The organism is Collinsella sp. CLA-AA-H167 (genome assembly GCF_040095305.1).
Taxonomy (GTDB): Bacteria; Actinomycetota; Coriobacteriia; order Coriobacteriales; family Coriobacteriaceae; genus Collinsella.
In genome coordinates this window covers 441,113-459,522 of the sequence record NZ_JBBNGA010000001.1, presented here as the reverse complement: position 1 = coordinate 459,522, position 18,410 = coordinate 441,113, and the positions used below count along the sequence as shown (strand labels likewise).

Sequence of the window (18,410 nt, the reverse complement as noted above, 5' to 3'; positions counted from 1 at the left end):
AGGGTTTATGCCTCCTGTGCGGCCTCGTTGCCCAGCTTCTGCAGCAGCGCAATCTCGGCAGCGGGATCTTCGGACTTAAATACGGCAGAACCGGCCACGAGCACGTTGGCGCCGGCCTTGACGACCTCGACAATGTTCTTGGAAGAAATGCCACCGTCGACCTCGATGAGGGGCGAAACGCCGTGACGCTCGCACATGCCCCTGAGCTCGTGGAGCTTAGCGATGGTGCCTGGGATAAAGCTCTGACCGCCAAAGCCCGGGTTCACGCTCATGAGCAGCACCATATCGACGACGTCGATGATGCTCTCGAGCACGCACACGGGGGTGGCGGGGTTGAGCACCACGCCGGCCTTAACGCCGCGCTGCTGCAGATGGGTGAGCGTGCGGTGCAGGTGTGTGGAGGCCTCGTAGTGTACGGTGATCATATCGGCGCCAGCGTCGGCATACCAATCGACGGTCTCGTCGGGGTTCGACACCATGAGGTGCGCATCGACCGGCACGTCGGTGGAGCGCTTGACGGCCTTGAGGATATCAACGCCAAAGGTGAGGTTGCCGGTAAAGTGACCGTCCATGACGTCGAAGTGCACGTAGTCGGCACCGGCGATCTTATCGAGTTCGCCCTTGAAGTTGGCCATGTCGGCCGAGAGGACGGACGGAGCAATTTTGATGGAACCCATGGTAGAAGCCTTTCTGCGCTAGTCGGTGAGTCCGTAGAACTCTTGGGAGGGTACGCGATCGGTAAGAATCTCGAGCGCCCTATCCAAAGTAACACCGTTGTAGAGCGTTTGCTCCACGGCAAAGGTGAGCGGAATGTCTACGCCCAGTGAACGGGCAAGCTCGCTCACGCTGCGCGCCGCGACGGCGCCCTCGACCACCATATGCGTACGCGTCTGGTACTCGTCGAGCGACACGCCGTGGGCAAACTCGTAGCCAAAGGTGCGGTTGCGCGAATGCTCCGAGGTACAGGTGGCAATGAGGTCGCCCATGCCGGCAAGTCCCATGCAGGTCATGGCCTGGCCGCCGCGGGCGTGCACCAGACGGCTGATCTCGGCCAGGCCGCGCGTCATGATGAGGGCGAGCGTGTTGTCGCCCGCACCAGAACCGGCGGAAATGCCGCACACGATGGCGATGACGTTTTTCATAGCGCCGCAAACCTCGACACCGGTCATATCCTGCGACAGGTAGATGCGGAAGGCCGTGGACAGCAGCAGCTCCTTAAAGGTCTCCCCAACCTGCGCATCTTCGCTGGCGATGACGGCGGCAGATAGCCCGCCGCGGCAGATTTCCTCAGCATGGTTGGGGCCCGAGAGCGCCGCCACACGCGACTTGTTGCCGATCTCGCTGGCGATGACCTCGCTCATGAGTAGGCCGGACTCGGGCTCAATGCCCTTGGTGAGGCAGAGCACCGGGGCATCGGCGCCGATAAAGGGCGCGGCCTGGTGACACACGTCGCGCAGATGCGTGGAGGGCACGGCAAAGATGATCGCATCGGCACTGTCGAGCGCCCGGGCGAGCTCGGTCGTTGCTACCACGTTGTCCGGCAGCTCGTATCCCACCAGATAGCGCGGGTTGCGGTGCTCGCCGTTAATGCCGGCGGGCGTCTGCTCGCTGTGGGCCCACATGGTCACGCGCTCGGCTCGCGCGGCGGCAAGGCCGGCGACGGCGGTTCCCCAGGAGCCGGAGCCAATCAGCGCAACATTCATGACTCTCTCCTACTTATCGTCGGGCTCGGTGATGCGCTTGGTAAACGAGAGCTTGGACTCCTTACCAGTCATGAGCTTTTGGATATTCGCGCGATGGGCCCACACCACGGTGATGCCGATCATCGCCATGCAAAACTTAAGTCCCAGGCTGCTGTACGGAAAGACCGCGCAAGCAGCGATGGGAAGACCGATGGCAGCGGCAAGCGAGCCCACCGACACATACTTGGTGATGGCGACGGCTACGATAAACATGCCGAGCAGCGACAGGCCAATAGGCCAGTACCAGGCGAGGATGACGCCCAGGCCAACCGCGATACCCTTGCCGCCGTGGAAGTTAAGGTAGGGCGAGAAGATATGGCCCCACACCGCTGCTAGGCAAATGACGCCGAGCATCCAATCGCCGGGGGCTCCGGGCGCCATGATGCTTACGGGGAAGCCATAGCCCAAGTCGGCAATGAGCGGACGCGCGATAAGGACGCAGATGGCGCCCTTAAGGCAGTCGAGCAACAACGTGAGCGCGGCCACCTTAGGGCCGGCCACGCGCAGCGCATTGGTTGTGCCGATGTTGCCGGAGCCCGCCTTGCGAATGTCCGTGTGGTTGAACATGCGGCCCAGGATCAGGCCAAACGGAATCGCTCCGATAAAGAACGAGACCACGGCGCAGATGGCGGTCAGCAGAATCGGATTATGCATCCTTTTGTTCCTTCTTCCTAAAGAAGAGTCGAATGGGCGTGCCGGCAAAATCGAAAGTCGAGCGCATGCGGTTCTCCACGTAGCGCTGGTAGGTGTCGTTGACCAGGTCGCTATGGTTGACGAAGAACGTGAACGTCGGCGGGTTGACGCCCGTCTGGGTCACGTAGTGCATGCGCAGGCGGCGCTTGCCGTCCACCACGGTATGACCGAACTCGCGCAGGTCGGTGAGGAACGTGTTGAGGCGCGAGGTGCTGATCTTCTGCGAGCGCGTCTTTTCGGCGGCGTCGACCATCGCCCAGATCTTCTCGACGCTGCGGCCAGTGAGGGCAGAGATGCGCAGGTACTGGGCCCAGGGAGCCATAACGCCCAGACGGCGGTCGATGGTCTCCATGCAGGCCTCGCGCTTGCGGTCGTCGTCGAGCAGGTCCCACTTGTTGAGCAGCACGACGATGGCGCAGCCGCGCTCGATGGCCAAGCCCATGACCTTCTGGTCCTGCTCGGTAACGCCCACGGAGGCGTCGACGACGAGCAGCGCCACGTCGGCGCGATCGATGGTGCGCAGGCCGCGGACCATGGAGTAGTACTCGATATTCTCGTACACGGTGCTCTTCTTGCGAATACCAGCGGTGTCAACCATGCGGTAGTGCTTGCCGTTGCGCTCGACGACCGTGTCGATGGCGTCGCGCGTGGTGCCGGCGATGTTCGAGACGATGGAGCGGTCGGCGCCCAGGATGCGGTTGAACAGCGACGACTTACCGGCATTGGGGCGGCCGATGATAGCGACGTTCAGCGCATCAGGGAACTCATCGGCGACCTCGTCCTCTTCCTCCGGAAGCAGGGCCACGATATCATCGAGCAGGTCGCCCGTGCCATGACCATGCAGGGCCGAGAGCGGCGTGGGCTCACCGATGCCAAGCGAATAGAACTCCCAGATGCTGTCGTTCTCGCGATCGGGGTTGTCGAGCTTGTTCACCAGCAGAAAGACCGGCTTGTCGCAGCGCTTGAGCATGCGGGCAACCGACTCGTCCTCCTCGGTGACACCGGTGCGGCCGTCGACCACAAACAGGATGACGGCGGCTTCCTCGGCGGCGGCGAGGGCCTGGTCACGGATGGACGTTGCAAAGACATCGTCGCTCTTGAGCGGCTCGATACCGCCCGTGTCGACGATGGTGAACTCGCGGCCGTTCCAATCGGCCGTGTGATACGAGCGGTCGCGCGTGACGCCGCGGGACTCGTGGACGATGGCGTCCGAGGTCTGGGCCAGGCGGTTAACGAGCGTGGACTTGCCCACGTTGGGGCGTCCGACGACGGCGACGATAGGTTTCATCTGCTCTCCTTTAATGGGTAGGGTCAGTGGAAGTGTTAGAGTCGGCAGGCATAATGCCAAGGATGTGCTCCAGGGTATCGAGCAGCTCATGCGGCATGGTCGACACCACATGAACCTCGGCGCCGCGACTGGTAAGGCTTGCGAGTAAATCGTCACGATGATACTCGTCAAGCGTCATGCCGTCAGCGTTGAACATGAGCTTAGGCACAAAGAGCATAACCCCCGACAGGTCTTGGGGCAGCTGCTCCAGAATGTCACACGCGACGATGAGGCCGGTCACGTCAACGTTGCCGCCAAAGTAGCGGTTCTTGATGGCTGTGACGGTGCCGCCGAGACCATGCGGCGACTCCACAAAGCGCGCCACGGTGTCGCGCGCGCTGGCGCCCGAGAGGCACAGCAGGTGCTGGCCACGGGCGGCGATGGCCTCGCGGACGCGGGCCAGTCGCTCGGCATCGGTAGCCAGCACGTCGTCGGTCTCGTCCAGATACGAGCGGATCATGCCGATGCCGTCGTAGTACTGCGGATAGCCGTCGTAAAAGTCTGCCTCGGGAGGATCGATGCCGGCGTCCAGATAGAACTCGTCGCTCATCTGGAAGGTGTGGCGGCCAAAGCGCTCATAGGCACGATCCTGGTAGGGACGGATCATGGCAATGGTCTCGCGCGCTAGCTCGGGCTTGTCGCTGTATGACCAGCTAAAGCGGTTTTGGTGTTTGGTAAAACCGAGCGGCACAATGCCCAGGCTTGTGATTTGCTCATGCTCCTCGCAAAAGCGCAGGGTCTTTTCCAGCTCCTCGCCGTCGTTCATGCCGGGGCACAACACGATCTGCGCGTGAATCTCGATGCCGGCGGCCATGATGGTCTCGAGTACGTCCATGCCTCGCTGGGCGTTACGGCCCATCATACGACGGCGGACGTCGGGGCTCACAGCGTGGACCGACACGTTCATGGGACTCATGTTGCGCTGGATGACGTTTTGCACGTCCTCGTCGGTGAGGTTCGTGAGCGTGACAAAGTTGCCCTGCAAAAAGCTCAGGCGATAGTCGTCGTCGCGAATGTAGAGCGTGGAGCGGCCGCCCTTGGGCAGCATGGTCATAAAGCAGAACACGCAGGCGTTCACGCAGGTGCGCATGCCGTCAAAGATGGGGCCGTCGAACTCCAACCCCCAGTCCTCTCCCGGGAAGCGGTCGAGCTCGACGGAGGTGACGGTGTTGTCGCGTGGGTCGAAAACCTCGAGGTCGACGGTATCATCGTCGGCCTCCCAGAGCCACACGATCATGTCGGTGAGCGCCTCGCCGTTGACCGTGAGCACGCGCATGCCCGGCTCGATACCCACATCCCACGCGGGCGATTCGGGACGCACGTTCTTTACGAGCGCGCCCTCACCCGGCTCGGGGTCGCGGCTGCGCCCGTAATCGGCCACCTCGGCGGCGTATGCGGGTACGGTCTGGTCCATGATTAGCGGCAAAGCTCCTTGATGCGCGCAACGGCGCGTTCGATGTGTTCTTGTGGGGTGGAGGCTCCGGCAGTGATGCCGATGTGGTGAGCGTCGGTAAACCACGCGGCCTGGAGCTCGGAAGCTTCCTCGATGTGATACGTGCGCTCGCAGGCGTCTGCGCAAATCTGCGCCAGGCGGCGGGTGTTGCCCGAGTTCTTGCCGCCCACCACGACCATGCAGTCGCAGCGGTTGGCAAGTGTGGCTGCTGCCTGTTGACGCTCACTCGTGGCGGCGCAGATGGTGTTGATCACACGTAGCTCCTGCACGCGCGGGGTGATAGCGGCCACGACCTCAGCGAGGTTCTGCGCGGTCTGGGTGGTCTGCACAACGAGGCCCACCTTGCCCTTGAGCGATAGGGCATCGGCGTCGGCGGCACAGCTCACGACCTGCGCGTCATTGCCGGCGTGGCCTAGAATACCCTCGACCTCTGGGTGGCCCGGCTCGCCCACGACGATCACGCGGTAGCCTTCGCGCACCAGGCGCTCGGCCGCCACATGGACCTTCTTCACGTAGGGGCAGGTGGCGTCGACCACGGTAAGGTCGCGCTTGCGGGCAGCATCGATCACCTGCGGCACCACGCCGTGGGCGCGGATGATCACGGTGCCCGATGCGGCATCGTCCAGGGTATCGGCCAGACCAACGCCTGCCTCGGCGAGCTCGCGTACCACGATGGGGTTATGGATGAGCGGACCCAGCGTGTGGACCTGAGCGCTCTCCCCTGCCTGCGGCGCGGCGGCCAATGCCATGTCGAGCGCGCGCTGCACGCCGTAGCAGGTGCCGGCGTGGGCTGCAATCTCGATGGTGGGCGCGCCGTCTTGATCAGACGCAGTCGCGGCGGTGTTCGTCATGTTCTCGCTCATGGCTAGAACCTGCCCGGATGCTCGGTGCACAGCTCGTCACGCATGGCGTATACGCGGCTCATGGCCTCGGACTCAAACCAAGCCAGGCGCTCCTTGCGCTTGAGCTCGGCCGGTGCATCGGAAAGCGAGACGGCCTTGCCGGCACGAATCCAGCACTTCTTGGGACGCATGAGCTTTTTGCCCGCAGGCGTGATGTCGGACCAGCCGCAGATGGCGAGCGGGTTGACGGGCGCCTTGCCCATCTGAGCGATGAGCGCAAAACCGCCGTGGACCTCGGGCTTGATCTCACGCGAGCGGATGCGCGTGCCCTCGGGGAAGATCAGGACGTCCTCGCCGCGCTGCAGCGCATGCTGGGCGGCGCGCAGGCACTTCATGTCGGCGGTGCCACGCTCCACGGGGATGCCGCCCACGCGGCTAAAGGCCCAGCGTACGATCTTGCTCTTGGCGAATTCGGATTTAAAGATGGGACGCACGCGGCGGCCGCCAAAGTACAGCGCCGTCTCCACGGCCAGCACCTCGGCCATCGAGGTGTGGTTGCAGATGACCACGCTGCCGCGGCCTTCCTGGCGCTCAAACAGCAGGTCAGCGTCCTCGACCTTCCAACGCCACATGAGCTTGGAGAAGGCCCACAGGATGCCCATGACCACGGCGACGATGCCGCGGATGAGCGCCGGGAACTCGGCATAGGGGGCGTTGCAGTAATCCTCGGGCGTCTGCTTAAACAGGCGCATGGGCTACCTCCTTTGGTTGATGAGGTCTTCGATAATGCGGACGACCTCATCGATGGTGTGGGCGGTGGAGTCGACGTGCACGGCGTCCTCGGCTGGCACGAGCGGCGCGACCTCGCGGCTGCTGTCGAGCTTGTCGCGCTGTTTGAGGGCGTCGAGGGTCTCGTCGACCTCGGCCTCGAGCTGCTCGGCAGTAAGCGGCTGGGCATCGTTTTGGTGACGCTGCAGCACGCGGCGGCGGGCACGCTCGCGCGGGTCGGCGGTCAGAAAGACCTTGACCTGTGCGTTGGGGAACACGACGGTGCCGATGTCGCGACCCTCGGCCACGATATCGCGATCCTCGGCGGCGCGGCGCTGATGGATGAGCATGGCGGCGCGCACGCCCGGGTAGGCCGAGACCTTGGACACGTTGGCGTCGACCTGCGGGGTGCGAATGGCAGCCGAGGCATCCTGGCCATCAATGGTCAGGCGTGTGTCTTCGCCAGTGCCGTTGGTAAAGCGGATTTCGATCTGCTCGGCGAGGGCATCGATGGCGGCCTCGTCGTCCAGATCGATGCCGCGATCGAGCGCGGCGAAGGTGACGGCGCGATACATGGCGCCCGTGTCGAGCTTGTTAAAGCCCAGCTGGCGGGCGATCTCCTTGGCGATGGTGGACTTGCCGGAACCGGCGGGGCCGTCGATGGCGACGATCATGCAATGCTTCCTTTCGATGGTTGACGTGCTGGTATGGTTCGTGGGCGCTGGGGCACGGCGGGTTGCCTAGCCCGTGTAGCGCTCGCGGTAGGTGTTGCGCTTGGGTGCGGAGCCGTGGCTGCCGTGGTGACGCGTGCGGCTGGCGGGCGTGTCTTGGGGCTTGCCGCCGTTGCGCTTGGCGCTCGCCTGCTTGGGCGGGATGCCGCCGGTCTTGAGGATCTGCACCTCGCGGTCGGTGAGCTCGCGCCACGAGCCCTTGGCCACGTCCTTGAGCTCCAGGCCGGCAAAGTTGCAGCGGTGCAGACGAATCACCGGGTGGTGGATCTTGCTTAGCATGCGCTTGACCTGATTTTTGCGGCCCTCGCGGATAATGACCTCCACGGCTGTGGTGCCGGGCTTCACACCTTGCGGTGCCACAGCCTCGGCTTCGCGCGCGTTGATGACGCGGCAGATCGCCGGCTGGCACAGGCCGTCGTCGAGCTCGATGCCACGGCGGAGCGGTTCCAAGTCGCGGTCGGTCAGCTGCCCGTCCACGAGTGCCTGGTAGGTCTTGTAGACGTGCTTGCTGGGGTGCAGCAGATCCTGCGACAGGTCGCCGTCGGTGGTAAAGAGCAAAAGGCCTGTGGTGTCGCGGTCCAGACGACCCACCGGAAAGAGTCCCGGAAAGCGGTCGCGGGGGACCAGGTCGGCCACGCAAGGGCGCTCCTGCGGGTCACTCATGGTGGTGAGGTAGCCAGTTGGCTTGTAGAGCATCAGGTATACGGCGCCCTGGTTGAGCTTGACGGGCATGCCGTCGACCTCGATATGGTCGCGGTCGACGTCGACCTTGGTGCCCAGCTCGGTCGCGACTTCGCCGTTGACGGTCACGCGGCCGGCGGTCATCAGGTCCTCCGAGCCGCGGCGGCTCGCCACGCCCGCGCGCGCCAAAAAGCGCTGCAGGCGCATGGAGTGCGGATAGACGGGCTGGGCGTCGGTGGCGGGCACTGCGCTGCCCATGGCACGCGTCTCCCCTACTTCGTTAGTCCTCGTCATGTAAATCCTCCGAGGTCTCGCCGACGACCAGGGATTCCAAGTCCTCGACTGCCTCAACATCTTCAACATCGGTATCGAGCAGTTCGCGCTCTTCGTCCAGGTCCTCGGCCTGCTCCTCGAGCGTGGGCTGAATGCTGCGGCCGCTCAGGCGCTCGCGGATAAACTGGCGCGATTGCTCGTCGGGGGCAAACTGCTCCAGATCGGGCAGGTCGCGGGTGGAGCGTAGACCAAACTTTTCCAAGAAGGCGTTGGTCGTGCCATAGATGATCGCCTGACCGCGCTGGGGGTCGCGGCCGAGCTCGCGCACCAGACCCTTGTCCACGAGCGACGCGATGACGCCGTCGGAATTGACGCCGCGTATGCCTTTGACCACCTCGCGCGTCACGGGCTGGTGGTATGCGATGACGGCCAGGGTTTCAAGCGCCGCCTGCGACAGCTTTTGCGTGTCCCAGCTCAACACATAGGCCTCGACCACATCGTGGTAGGCGGGATGCGTAAACAGGCGCCAGCCGCCGGCGACCTCGCGCAGCTGAAAGCCGCGGTTGGCTTCCTCGTACTCAACCTTGAGCTCGGCGAGCAGCGATGCGCACTCGCCGGGGGCGATATCCAGTGCGCCGGCGAGCGCGGGCGCACTCACCGGGTCGCTCGACACCAGCAGCAGCGCCTCGAGGGCGCCTTTGAGGCTGTTTGCCTCCAGCGTGGAAAGGGTTGACATGGTTGCGGCTCCTATTCGGTGAGATCGGGGCCCTCGCCGGGCACGTATGCCTCGGCGCCCTCGACGCGGTTGATTTGAATGGTTCCAAAGATCTCGTCCTGGCTCAGCGTGAGCGAGCCACGCTTGGCTAGCTCGAGCATGGCCAGGAAGGTGACGACAAGCTGTTCGGTGGTGGCGTCGCCGTCCAACAGCTCGCGGAAGGTGCAGGTTTGGTGCGTCATGGTAAAGCGGTCGACTGAGGCCACGGTCAGGTCGAGCGGCACGCGATGCGGTGCCACGTGCTCGGCCTCCAGCAAGAAGGTCTGGCGCTTGCCGTCCAGGTCGGCACAGATAACGGCCAGGCCGCGCAGGGTGATGCCGGCCAGGTAGTCGGGCATGAGGCCCAAAAACTCAGGGTCGGGTCCGGCAACACGCGGATGCATGCGGCTCTCGGCCTGCATCCGCGCGCCAAGGGCCGCCGCCGCGCCCTTAAACTGCTTGTAGGCGATCAGGCGCTGGATCAGGACCTCGCGCAGGGCGTCGCCGTCGAGCGCGCTGAGCTCCTCGAGGTCTTCGTCAATCTCGTCGTCGTCATCAACTTTGCGCGGGGCCTCCTGCGGCACCAACGAGGCGGCCTTGATGTCCAAAAGGGTTGCCGCGACCAGCAAAAAGTCGCTCGCCACGTCCAGGTCCAGCGCCTCGATGCGCTCGGCCTCGGCAAGGTACTGCTCGGCCACCTCGCTAATGGAGATGGCGCCGATATCTACTTTTTGGCGGGTTACCAGCTGCAGCAGCAGGTCGAACGGTCCGCTGTAGACCTGCGTCGACACGCGATACGACATCTTCGACCTCCTTTGACGGCGCCTTCGCGGCGCGGTTTGGGTGCATGTTACGACCGTTTTGCACGGTCGACCTGTAAGTTTACCTTAGATGCCGGCGATTGCGAAGTTGAGCAGCCACTCGGCCAGCGGATACACGGTAACGTCGAAAAAGCGGCCGATAACGTCGATGCCGGTCAACATGGGCAGCAGGTACAGAACCAGGATGAGGATGGGCATGGCGTATTGCTGCAGGTGGTAGTAGTTGTTGAGCGCCTTGCCTTTGAGGAACGGCACGATGATCGACGAGCCATCGAGCGGCGGGATCGGGATGAGGTTGAAGAATGCGAGTGACAGGTTAACCACGATAAACGTGGCGCCGAAGTTCATGATCTGTGACGCCAGGGCAAAGGAGATGCCGATGTAGAGGTTGCCGTACGCCACGTGCATGAGTGCCGCGGCAAGGCACGCGAGTGCGATGTTCGACGCGGGGCCGGCTACGCTCACCAGGACCTCGTCACGCTTGGGGTGCTTGAGGTTGTTGAGGTAGACGGGCACGGGTTTGGCGAAGGCGAACACCGGGCCGCCGGCGGCAAGCATGAGTAGCGGCAGGATGATGGTGCCAAACGGGTCGATATGGTTGAGCGGGTTGAGCGACACGCGGCCGCGCGAACGGGCCGTCTTGTCGCCGAGCGCCCAGGCCGCGGCGGCGTGTGCGCTCTCGTGGATCACGATGCCCACGATGACGGCGACGGCGCTGGCGAGCAGGTTCATGATGTAGCTGCTGGACATGGCGCTCCTCTAGCGGACGCGACGCGAGGCGCGCGTGAGCAGGTAGTCGATCACAAACAGGATCACGGCGACGATGGCGTAATCCAGGCGGAACACGCCGCCAAATGGCGATGTGATGACGCCGTAGCCGGCGATGACGCTCGGCAGCGCGCGCGAAAGCTCAACGACAAAGCCGACGATCTGCAGCTTGGCGGTGAGGCCGCTAAAGCACAGCAGCACGGTCATCGCGCTCATAAAGATGCCGCAGATGCGACAGGCGATGGCGATGATGCTCATCGCCACGGCGGCGGCTTTACGAGAGTTCACGCGCGGTCTCCTCTTCGATCTGGGTGGAAAGCTCCAGCCATTCGTCCTCGAGCTTGGGCAGCTCTTGCTTAAGGCCGTTATATTCCCCCAGCGCGGCGTTGAACTTGTCTTGATCGGCATAAAGCTCTTCGCTTGCCATCAATTCCATAAGCTCGTCATAGCGGGCGCGCTTTTTGTCGAGCTCCGTCTCGATCTTCTTGAGCTGGTTACGCACGCCCTTGAGCTTTTTGTTGAGCGCAGCGCGGGCTTGGGCCTCGGCGCGCTTTTGCTCCTTGGTCTTTTTGCCCTCGGCAGGCTTGGGGGCGGCGACGGGGGTGTCGGCCTGGGCGGCGCTGGCCTTGGCGGACTTGGTCGTGGCCGGCGCGCTCTCCGTGGACGCCTCGGCGGCGGCGCGGGCTGCGAGGTCCTCGCGCTTGTAGAGGTAGTAGTCGTAGTCGCCGTCGTAGACTGTGACTTGTCCGTCGCGGATGTCGATGACGCGGTTGGCCACGGCGCGCACCAGGTGCTCGTCGTGGCTGATCAGCACGATGGTGCCGGGGAAATTTTGCAGGGCGTTCTCGAGCAAGTCCACCGAGTCGATGTCTAGGTGGTTGGTGGGCTCGTCCAGGCACAGGAGCGCCTCGGGGGCCACGAGCATCTTGGCCAGGGCCAAGCGCGCCTTTTCACCGCCGGAAAGGACGCGCACCTGCTTTTCGATGGAATCGTTGTCGCTAAACAGGAAGGCGCCCAGTAGGCTGCGCTGCTGCGGCACGGTCCACTTGGGCGTGACGGTGTCGATCTCTTGCAGGACGGTGTTGGACTCGGTCATGCCCTCGAGCGCGTGCTGGGCGTAATAGGCCACGCCCACGTTGGTGCCCAGGTCGCGGGTGCCGGTGGTGGGCGGCTCCAGTCCGGCGATGATCTTCATGAGCGTGGACTTGCCGGCGCCGTTGGGGCCGACGAGCGCCACGTGCTCGCCGCGGTAGAGCTTGAGGTCGATGTCGCTGTAGATGTGCTTGTTGCCGTAGGACTTGGAGACGCCCTCCAGGCCCACGACCATGTCGCCGGAGCGCGGCGGGTCGGGGAACTTAAAGTCGATGTGCTTGTGGCCCTCGGGTAGGATGACAAGCTCCTTTTTGATCTGCTCGATCTTGCGGATGCGCTCCTGGGCCTGGGCGGCCTTGGTGGGCTTGTAGCGGAACTTGTCGACGAAGACCTGCATGTGGGCGATGTCGCGCTCCTGGGCGGCGCGCTTGGCGCGCATCTGCTCAAGGTTGTCCTCGCGCTGCTTGAGGTAGCTGCTGTAGTTGCCGGTGTAAGTGGTCACGCGACGGTTTTCGAGCGCGGCGACGTGGTCGACGCAGGCGTCCATAAAGGCGCGGTCGTGGCTGACGATGAGGACGGCGCCGTCGTAGTTGGCGATAAAGCCACGCAGCCACTGGACGCTTTCGAGGTCCAGGTGGTTGGTGGGCTCGTCCAGAAGCAGCAGGTCGGGATGGCGCAGGAAGAGCTTGGCGAGCGCGATGCGCATCTGCCAGCCGCCCGAGAACTCGGAGCACGGGCGCTCAAAGTCGGTGACCTTAAAGCCCAGGCCGGACAGGATCTTGCGGGCGTTGCTCTCGAGCTCGTAGCCGCCCAGGTGCTCAAAGCGGTCCTGGACCTGGCCGTACTCGTTGAGGAGTGCGTCGACGTCCTTGCCCTGCTCGGAGAGCTCGGTGATTTGGGCCTGCAGCTCGTTAGCGCGCTCGCCCATGCGGCGGATTTCCTTGGCGGCGGCCATGACCTCGGCGAGGATGGTGGTGTCCTTTTGTTCCAGATTAGTTTCCTGCTCTAGGTAGCCCACCTGGCAGTCCTTTGCGTACTGGACCTGGCCGGAGTCGGGACTGTCGATGCCCATGATGATTTTGAGCATGGTGGTTTTGCCAGCGCCGTTGGGGCCCACGAGCGCGAAGCGCTCGCCGGGGTTGATCTGGAAGGACGCGCCGCTAAAGAGGACGCGTGCGCCGAAGCTTTTTTCGATCTTGTCGACCAGGAGGATCATGGTGCCGCCTTTGACCTTGTGTGCCAATATGAAAAAAGGCCCCAACTTGCGTTGGAGCCTCATTCAATGCTCGGGTGGAGACGAGGGGAATCGAACCCCTGACCTCTTGACTGCCAGTCAAGCGCTCTCCCAGCTGAGCTACGCCCCCGTGCGAAGAAGTACTATACGGGAACTCCGACGGCGATGCAAGGGCAATTTTGGAAAAACTTTCGCCCGTGCCGGCACGGGCGAAACACGACCCGCCCGCTCAACCGGGTTTCCCGTGCTCCGCCAGTCCCATTATCGGACCCGATTGCGAACCGCCCCTCCTCTGCGCCTCAGAACTATGCCGGTTTACTACGATGAATCAGGAATGTTCGACCACGCACGCCTTTTCACGCAACCGTCGGGCTCCCTACCTGCGGTTTTGCAAACGGGGAACACGCGGTGCTCGGGAGTCGCCGATCAGTCGTAGTAAACTGGCGGTGTTTTGAAATGGCATCAGCTTGATTTCGCGGTTAAATGTGTTTGAGCCCTGAATTAATGGCCTTAACTTTTTCTAAGGCTCTGTTAGACCAGAATTGACATATAGGTGATGCCACCGTGGTATAATATAATTGTTAACCACGGCATTGGAGCAGGTATGAACGCCGAGGATCTGGTCATCACCCTCAAGAAGAACATGGCGAAGCTCAGCAAGTCCGAGCGCCGCCGCGCAATCGAGTCGGTACGCGACGTCATCCGTGCCGCCATGTTCGACGATGCAGCGGGAACTAGCTACGAAATCCAGCGTTGCCCACGTTGCGGTTCGGTCGCTATCGTTAAAAAGGGCAAGTCCAGGAACGGTGAGCAGCGCTACCTCTGCCGCGACTGCGGCAGGACGTTTTCAGGCTCCACCGACCGGATCCTCGGCACGAGCAAGCTGCCCCGCGAGACCTGGATGGCCTATGCCGAGTGCTTCGTCCTCATGCTCCCTCTCCGCGAGTGCGCCGGCCGCTGCGGTGTCTGCCTCAAGACCGCCTACACCATGCGCCACAGGCTCATCGAGTGCCTGAAGGAATATTCGCCCACGTTCCATGTGGGGCAGGGGCAGGCCTGCGAACTCGACGAAACATACTTCCCCGAGTCCTTCAAGGGCAACCATTCAAAGGGCTCCTTCACTCTGCCGAGAAAGGCTCGCCACCGCGGCAAGCAGGTCCACAAGCGCGGCCTCTCCCGCGAGCAGATCTGCGTCATGACGGGCATCAGCGACACGAACGCCACCTTCTTCGAGGTCTCGGGGCGCGGCGTGGTCTCGCGCAAGCGTGCGGCTGAGGCCCTTCGCGACCGCATCGGCGCGGGCGCGGTCGTCGCCACGGACAAGGCGACCGCATACATCGGCGTGTTGCACGACCTGAAGGTCGCCTCGCATGAGTCCTATGACTCCAAGGACCGCTCGGAGGGCACCATCAACCGCATCAATACCGTCCATTCGCTCCTCGAATCGTTCATGGCACGCTTCAAGGGCGTGTCCACCAAGCACCTCGCCGCCTACCTCGACTGGTTCCGCTGGTGCCGCACCTTCATGGCGACCGACTCCCGCACCGCGGAGTCCACGGTCGCCCGTCAGCTCGCCAACGGCACCTGCGCGACCCGCATCCGCGACATGTTCAACGTATTGCCGCCCTATATGGACTACTGGGTCGCATCCGCCGCATAGAGACGATAAAATGGTTGCACCGTGATATACGAGGAAAGGTACAACCATGCCGTCGAACATACCGGCCACGACGATTCGTATCGAACCGGAGGTCAAAAAAGAGGCCACAGTCATCCTTGACGAGCTCGGCCTGTCCATGTCCACCGCCGTCAATGCGTTCCTCAAGGCGCTCGTCCGCGAGGGCGGGATGCCGTTCGAGATGAAGGTCAAGACACCGGCATCTGACGGAAAAACGGTGAGATAGTTGGCAAATCAACTTGAAACGCAGCTGACACTGGCCTCTTCGCTCGGATTGTCGGAGCTATCGAAAACTGCAATCATGCGCGGGCTCTTCTCGCTGGACGGCACTCAGATAAAGTATTCCTTCCGCAGGACGAAAAGCTATCAGATCGGCGATCCCGAAGAAAAAGTCAGGGCCGACACCATTGCGTTTCTGGTCCTGTCGAAAGGCTATGATTCGCGAAAGATCGATACCGAGGTGGAGGGCTCGCACAACGATTTCGCGGATATCGTGCTCTACGAAGACGACAGATGCACGAAGCCCTGGTTAGTCGTCGAGAACAAAAAAGAGGGTGCGACTCCGGCTGAAAAGGCGGAAGGGGAAGCGCAGGCCTTCGCCAACGGTATCGCGCTGGGTGCAAAATACTCCATGAAGGACTACGGCGACGAGTCGTGCGTCTGGCAGCTCGAGGGCTTCGGCGCTAGGGAGCGCAGGAGAAATAAGCTGGGCGATAGAGAACTTCTTCCGAGGAACTACTCTCAGGATATGGTGTATCCGTTTCACGCGGGCACGGAAATGGATATTAAGCCGGCGAGCGCCTTTGATATCAGCATCGCCATCAGGCGCGCGCACTCCATCATTTGGGCTGGAGGAAAACGCGATCCGCTATCGGCTTTCGATGAGTGGAGCAAGCTGATGTTCGCCAAAGTCCGCGACGAGCGCTACACGCGAAACGGCCACCCCCGCTCGTTCCAAGCGGGCATCAACGAGCCCGACTCGGCTATCGCCACGAGGGTCCACAAGCTATTCAGCGACGCCAAAGAGCAAGATCAGGCCATTTTCCCGCGTGATGAAAAAATCGAGCTTCCAGACAGCAAGGTCGCTCAGGTCGTTCGCGTCATTCAGGAGATTTCGTTCATCGATACAGATTCTGACGTCATCGGAACGGCCTTCGAGGATTTCTTCGGATCGGTCTTCCGCGGAAGCCTCGGGCAGTATTTCACCATGAGACAGATAGCGAGGTTCACAGTCGGGATGCTCAATCCCACGAGCGAAGATTACGTTCTAGATCCGACTTGTGGCTCGGGAGGCTTTTTGCTCGAAACTCTCCTTCAGGTATGGAACGATACCGATGCGGGCTTTGCCGGACAGGGGAACCTCGCGAGAATCAAATCAGATTTTGCCGCGCAGAACGTTTACGGAATCGAAATTCACCCGACTCTGGCTAGAATCTGCAAAATCAGCTTGCTTCTGCACCACGATGGACACACGAATATCGAGGCCGACAAGAGCTGCCTCAGCCCGAACCTGAGCAAGCCGAAACTCCAGAAGGATCGTCAGTTCGACCTGATCGTGGGTAATCCGCCCTTCGGAACCAAGGTCGCAGATGGAGATGAAGATCAGCTTGACGGCGCAAGCCTGGATGACTACGTCCTGGGCCGCGGAAAGCACTCAATACAGTCAGAGCAAATCATCCTGGAGAAAAGCGTTTCCTGGCTCAAGCCGGGCGGCAGGCTCGGTATGGTCCTGCCCGATGGTGTTCTCAACAACAGCGGGTCTCAATCAAATTGTCCGGCCCTTCGTGAATGGCTCTTTAAATCGGGGAGGATACTGTCCGTGATCTCCCTTCCAGACTTCGCTTTTCGCAGGTCAGGAGCTACGAACAAGACTTCGATATTGATTTTTGAAAAGTTTTCCGACCTGGAATCGGCTAGATTGAACAATCGACTGGAAGCATGTGAAGGAGATATTGCGGCCGCCCTCATGGACAGCGGGCTGGACTATAACATCTTTTTTGGAGAGGCATCCCATATCGGATACACACCATCTGGTCGCCCTGATCCTCGAAACGACCTCTATGTCGCCGACGAGAACGGTTATCTTTCAAACGATCAGACTGGCTCGATATTGGGAGAGTGGAATGTCTGGGAAGAAAACGGGGCGGTTTCCGATCCGAGATGCGTCGTCGAGAGGGCTTCGTCAGTATGGAGAAGCCATTCGAGTCATAGGGTGGATCCGAAATACCATGTCTACGTGGCCCATAAGGGCGATTACGTGCCGCAGGGCTGGTCATCTGCTCCCATGATGAACCTTGTGAAGCGGATGAGAAGGAACGTGGACTTCGGGGAAGAGCCGATGAAGGAGTACAAGGTCTTAACTCTTTCCCAAACTGGTGTTGCAAGGCTTAGGGAACCAGGTGTCGGAAACAACCCTCCCGAATGGCGAGGGATGTATTTCTACGACTCAAGCAGCGACTGGTTTGAAGTAAGAACCTCCGACATCGTCTACTCTGGAATCGACCTATGGAAGGGTGTCGTATGCTTCGTCACCGAGGAATTCGATCATGCCCTCGTAACGCAAGAATATCCGATCTTGCGGGTCAAAGACCCAAACGTGATCGATCCGGAGTTCCTGTCGATACTCTTGAGAAGCCGCCGCTTCCAAAAGGCATTCCGCGCCATCAACACCGGCCACAGCAATCGAAGGAGAACGCAGTCTTCTGACTTTGGGAAGGTGCTCGTCTATTACCCTCCCATAGAGAAGCAGAAGGAGATTGCCTTAAAGGTGCGAAATGCACGGGAGAATATCGCAAAGGCCTATATTGGCGTTTCCGATATCGAAAACGAACTTGATGCCATCTTGCATGCGGATGACGAGTGGGATGAGACGACAGAGTCCTAACGATTAACTTGTTCGAGTCTGAGCGTATCGCCCCTTTGCCGGTTTTAATCCAGCAAAGGGGCGAATATTTTGCAATTAGTAAAGATGACTGGGCATGATGTCAATTCTGGTCTAACAGAGCCTTTTCTAAAACACGTCTTTTCTGCGACGCGCCTAGATTGGTTGTTGTTTAGCATTGGACTTGATCTTGCGTTGTGCGACTTGCTCGTGCATGGTAGTATTTCACGACGTGAAGCGAAGAAATTAGGCCTTAGATGCCTTTATTAGAATTGCATTCACCGTTCATAAGGGCTCTTGGCGCAACGGTTAGCGCAGGGGACTCATAATCCCTGGGTTCTGGGTTCGAATCCCGGAGGGCCCACCAGAGTATTTTAGGCCGGGCATTACGCCCGGCCTCTTTGTTGTTAGCGCTGCAAACTAGCTTTGCCATCCAGAGACGTAAAGTTATTAACATTCATATTCGTAATTAACAATGGGAATGTCGCCAAGATGCTACCCAACCAACACATGGCTTCAATCGTTAGATAAGAAAAAAGGCCCCAACTTGCGTTGGAGCCTCATTCAATGCTCGGGTGGAGACGAGGGGGATCGAACCCCTGACCTCTTGACTGCCAGTCAAGCGCTCTCCCAGCTGAGCTACGCCCCCGTGCGAAAAAGTACTATACGGGA

17 protein-coding genes and 3 tRNA genes are annotated in these 18,410 nt (G+C 61.3%); 4 read left to right on the top strand and 16 right to left on the bottom strand.

What is annotated here, in order from left to right:
- Positions 1 to 5 precede the first annotated feature (5 nt).
- The 15 genes from rpe to AAAT03_RS02025 form a co-directional block, all read right to left on the bottom strand.
- Positions 6 to 677 carry a ribulose-phosphate 3-epimerase gene (gene rpe, locus AAAT03_RS02095; protein WP_349102481.1) on the bottom strand — a complete coding sequence of 224 codons (672 nt, stop codon included), beginning with the start codon at positions 675 to 677 and terminating at the stop codon, positions 6 to 8.
- Between the two features lie 18 nt (positions 678 to 695).
- Positions 696 to 1,703, bottom strand: a complete 1,008-nt coding sequence (locus tag AAAT03_RS02090) for an NAD(P)H-dependent glycerol-3-phosphate dehydrogenase (RefSeq protein ID WP_349102480.1) — start codon at positions 1,701 to 1,703, stop codon at positions 696 to 698.
- A 9-nt stretch (positions 1,704 to 1,712) separates the two neighbouring features.
- Entirely contained in the window at positions 1,713 to 2,396 is a 684-nt protein-coding gene (plsY, locus tag AAAT03_RS02085; protein WP_349102479.1) for a glycerol-3-phosphate 1-O-acyltransferase PlsY, read from the bottom strand.
- Positions 2,389 to 3,723 (bottom strand): ribosome biogenesis GTPase Der, encoded by a 1,335-nt coding sequence (der, locus tag AAAT03_RS02080; RefSeq protein ID WP_349102478.1) that lies wholly within the window; start codon positions 3,721 to 3,723, stop codon positions 2,389 to 2,391. The genes plsY and der overlap by 8 nt, the downstream gene beginning before the upstream one ends.
- A 10-nt stretch (positions 3,724 to 3,733) precedes the next feature.
- Positions 3,734 to 5,176, bottom strand: coding sequence for a DUF512 domain-containing protein (locus tag AAAT03_RS02075; protein WP_349102477.1), 1,443 nt, complete (start codon positions 5,174 to 5,176; stop codon positions 3,734 to 3,736).
- A 2-nt stretch (positions 5,177 to 5,178) separates the two neighbouring features.
- Entirely contained in the window at positions 5,179 to 6,078 is a 900-nt protein-coding gene (locus AAAT03_RS02070) for a 4-hydroxy-3-methylbut-2-enyl diphosphate reductase (protein ID WP_349102476.1), read from the bottom strand.
- Positions 6,079 to 6,080: 2 nt separating this feature from the next.
- Positions 6,081 to 6,809 (bottom strand): lysophospholipid acyltransferase family protein, encoded by a 729-nt coding sequence (locus AAAT03_RS02065; RefSeq protein WP_349102475.1) that lies wholly within the window; start codon positions 6,807 to 6,809, stop codon positions 6,081 to 6,083.
- 3 nt (positions 6,810 to 6,812) lie between these two features.
- Positions 6,813 to 7,499 (bottom strand): (d)CMP kinase, encoded by a 687-nt coding sequence (gene cmk / locus AAAT03_RS02060; protein ID WP_117636034.1) that lies wholly within the window; start codon positions 7,497 to 7,499, stop codon positions 6,813 to 6,815.
- Between the two features lie 66 nt (positions 7,500 to 7,565).
- Positions 7,566 to 8,495, bottom strand: coding sequence for a pseudouridine synthase (locus tag AAAT03_RS02055; protein WP_349102495.1), 930 nt, complete (start codon positions 8,493 to 8,495; stop codon positions 7,566 to 7,568).
- Between the two features lie 22 nt (positions 8,496 to 8,517).
- Positions 8,518 to 9,246: an SMC-Scp complex subunit ScpB gene (gene scpB / locus AAAT03_RS02050; RefSeq protein WP_349102474.1), complete on the bottom strand. Its 729-nt coding sequence runs from the start codon at positions 9,244 to 9,246 to the stop codon at positions 8,518 to 8,520.
- 11 nt (positions 9,247 to 9,257) lie between these two features.
- Positions 9,258 to 10,067 carry a segregation/condensation protein A gene (locus AAAT03_RS02045; RefSeq protein ID WP_117786831.1) on the bottom strand — a complete coding sequence of 270 codons (810 nt, stop codon included), beginning with the start codon at positions 10,065 to 10,067 and terminating at the stop codon, positions 9,258 to 9,260.
- A gap of 84 nt (positions 10,068 to 10,151) precedes the next feature.
- Positions 10,152 to 10,835: a site-2 protease family protein gene (locus AAAT03_RS02040; protein WP_349102473.1), complete on the bottom strand. Its 684-nt coding sequence runs from the start codon at positions 10,833 to 10,835 to the stop codon at positions 10,152 to 10,154.
- A gap of 9 nt (positions 10,836 to 10,844) precedes the next feature.
- Positions 10,845 to 11,141 (bottom strand): hypothetical protein, encoded by a 297-nt coding sequence (locus AAAT03_RS02035; RefSeq protein ID WP_233547409.1) that lies wholly within the window; start codon positions 11,139 to 11,141, stop codon positions 10,845 to 10,847.
- Positions 11,128 to 13,161, bottom strand: a complete 2,034-nt coding sequence (locus tag AAAT03_RS02030; protein ID WP_349102472.1) for an ABC-F family ATP-binding cassette domain-containing protein — start codon at positions 13,159 to 13,161, stop codon at positions 11,128 to 11,130. The genes AAAT03_RS02035 and AAAT03_RS02030 overlap by 14 nt, the downstream gene beginning before the upstream one ends.
- 75 nt (positions 13,162 to 13,236) lie before the next feature.
- Positions 13,237 to 13,309, bottom strand: a tRNA-Ala gene (locus AAAT03_RS02025).
- Between the two features lie 474 nt (positions 13,310 to 13,783).
- Between AAAT03_RS02025 and AAAT03_RS02020 the strand changes: the two genes are divergently transcribed.
- The 4 genes from AAAT03_RS02020 (at position 13,784) to AAAT03_RS02005 (ending at position 18,105) form a co-directional block, all read left to right on the top strand.
- The gene (locus AAAT03_RS02020) at positions 13,784 to 14,839 is read left to right on the top strand and encodes an IS1595 family transposase (RefSeq protein WP_349102471.1); all 1,056 of its coding nucleotides are present in this window, start codon (positions 13,784 to 13,786) and stop codon (positions 14,837 to 14,839) included.
- 46 nt (positions 14,840 to 14,885) lie between these two features.
- Positions 14,886 to 15,083: a type II toxin-antitoxin system RelB/DinJ family antitoxin gene (locus tag AAAT03_RS02015; RefSeq protein ID WP_055251786.1), complete on the top strand. Its 198-nt coding sequence runs from the start codon at positions 14,886 to 14,888 to the stop codon at positions 15,081 to 15,083.
- The gene (locus tag AAAT03_RS02010; protein ID WP_349102470.1) at positions 15,084 to 17,741 is read left to right on the top strand and encodes an N-6 DNA methylase; all 2,658 of its coding nucleotides are present in this window, start codon (positions 15,084 to 15,086) and stop codon (positions 17,739 to 17,741) included.
- 288 nt (positions 17,742 to 18,029) lie between these two features.
- Positions 18,030 to 18,105: transfer RNA gene (locus AAAT03_RS02005), tRNA-Ile, on the top strand.
- A gap of 209 nt (positions 18,106 to 18,314) precedes the next feature.
- Here AAAT03_RS02005 and AAAT03_RS02000 read toward each other — a convergent pair.
- A tRNA-Ala gene (locus tag AAAT03_RS02000) sits at positions 18,315 to 18,387 on the bottom strand.
- Between the last annotated feature and the right edge of the window lie 23 nt (positions 18,388 to 18,410).